Origin of the sequence: Salegentibacter sp., from assembly GCF_041642575.1 — a bacterium.
Taxonomy (GTDB): domain Bacteria; phylum Bacteroidota; class Bacteroidia; order Flavobacteriales; family Flavobacteriaceae; genus Salegentibacter.
Genome location: NZ_JBEPWD010000199.1, coordinates 1 through 1,737 on the forward strand (window position 1 = coordinate 1; position 1,737 = coordinate 1,737).

Here is a 1,737-nt window from a genome sequence, read left to right on the forward strand (position 1 = left end):
TATAAATTAAATTTCCTAAAAAAACAAAACCCCTTGATTTCTCAAGGGGTTCCAGCGTTATGGAAGCTATCCAGTGTGACCCCGGCAGGATTCAAACCTGCAACCCTCAGAGCCGAAATCTGATGCGCTATTCAGTTGCGCCACGGGGCCATTTTCAAGACCTTACAGGTTTTAGAAACCTTTGAGGTCTTAATATTTATTTACTCAATTTACTTTTAACTATGGTAGAAATTGTTCTTCCATCAGCCTTTCCGGCTAATTCATTGCTTGCCATTCCCATCACTTTTCCCATATCCTGCATTCCGCTGGCTCCGGTTTTGGCGATAATTTCATCTACTTTGGCTTCAATTTCTGCCTCGCTTAATTGCTCAGGTAAAAAAGATTCGATCACAGCGGCCTGTTTTTCCTCAGGCTCGGCCAGGTCTGCCCTGTTCTGCTCCCGGTAAATCGCAGCACTCTCTTTACGTTGCTTAACCAGTTTTTGTAAAAGCTTCAACTCTTCATCTTCAGTAAGACCGTCTTTGGCAGAGCTTTCAGTATTAGCTAATAAAATAGCACTTTTAACCGATCGTAAAGCCTCCAGCTTTTCGCTGTCTTTGGCTTTCATAGCAGCTTTCATTTCTGCCATTACCTTGTCCTGTAAACTCATATCTTAATAGTGTCATTTCCGCGCAGGCGGAAATCTTATTAGTGTCATTTTCGCAGCCTGTGCTGAATTTATTTCAGTAAAGGCGGAAAACCAATTTCAGCAGCGAAGATAAAATATTAAAATTAAAATCCCCACTTATTCTCCCTGCAAAATTAAGTATCTTGAGGCTTCTAATAACTTTCCTACTATGAAAAAATTGATTTTATTCGGCTTGTTCTTGCTAAGTTTTTCAATTTCAGCACAACAGCGATTCATAGATGATTCCTTTCGGTTGAAAGCTACTGAAACCAAAACCTACGCCACCAAAAACGGTGAAGCTTTAAAGCTGGATATTTATCAGCCTGAAAATGACACAATGAAGCAAAGACCGCTGATTATTTTTATGCACGGCGGCGGATTTTCAGGTGGCACCCGAACCAATCCGGCCGAAGTTAAATTCGCTGAAACTGCGGCCAGAAAAGGTTATGTCGCCGTTCAGATCTCTTATAGACTCACCAGGAAAGACCAGTCATTTGGCTGCGATTATGAAGCTTCCGGAAAAATGGAAACTTTTAAACTGGCTGCTGAAGATTTTATAGATGCCGTTAATTTTATGGTGGAAAAACAGGAAGAATATAACATAGATCCTTCAAAAATTATTGTTGGCGGAAGCAGCGCCGGCGCCGAAGCGGTACTTAACGCAGTTTATAACGAACGACTTATGTTTGAGGATTATTCAAATTACGAGAACTTCGATTTTGCGGGAGTCTTCTCTCTCGCCGGGGCCATTGTGGACGCCCGGTATATCACTGAAGAAAATGCGGTACCAGGCGTATTCTTCCACGGAACCGAAGACAATCTTGTACCTTATGCAACGGGTCCGCACCATTGGTGTGATCGCGAAAAACCCGGTTATATTATGCTGGATGGCTCCAAAACGATTACTGAAAGATTGAGAAAATTAAACACTTCCTATTTGCTTTATAGTTTTGAAGGCGGAAAACACGAACATTCGGGGATGCCTTTTGACTATCTACCCGAAGTTTTTGATTTCTTTAATTCGGTGTTTTTAAATGAGGAAAAACAGCAGATCGAAGTCTGGAAATAAG

2 protein-coding genes and 1 tRNA gene are annotated in these 1,737 nt (G+C 41.5%); 1 reads left to right on the top strand and 2 read right to left on the bottom strand.

Annotated elements, in window-relative coordinates; all coding sequences use genetic code 11:
- Window positions 1-76: 76 nt before the first annotated feature.
- A tRNA-Arg gene (locus ACESK1_RS13285) sits at window positions 77-150 on the bottom strand.
- Between the two features lie 46 nt (window positions 151-196).
- Window positions 197-649, bottom strand: coding sequence for a GatB/YqeY domain-containing protein (locus tag ACESK1_RS13290; RefSeq protein WP_372920650.1), 453 nt, complete (start codon window positions 647-649; stop codon window positions 197-199).
- Window positions 650-836: 187 nt separating this feature from the next.
- Here ACESK1_RS13290 and ACESK1_RS13295 point away from each other — a divergent pair, with 187 nt between their 5' ends.
- Window positions 837-1,736: an alpha/beta hydrolase gene (locus tag ACESK1_RS13295; RefSeq protein ID WP_372920651.1), complete on the top strand. Its 900-nt coding sequence runs from the start codon at window positions 837-839 to the stop codon at window positions 1,734-1,736.
- Window position 1,737: the final 1 nt, after the last annotated feature.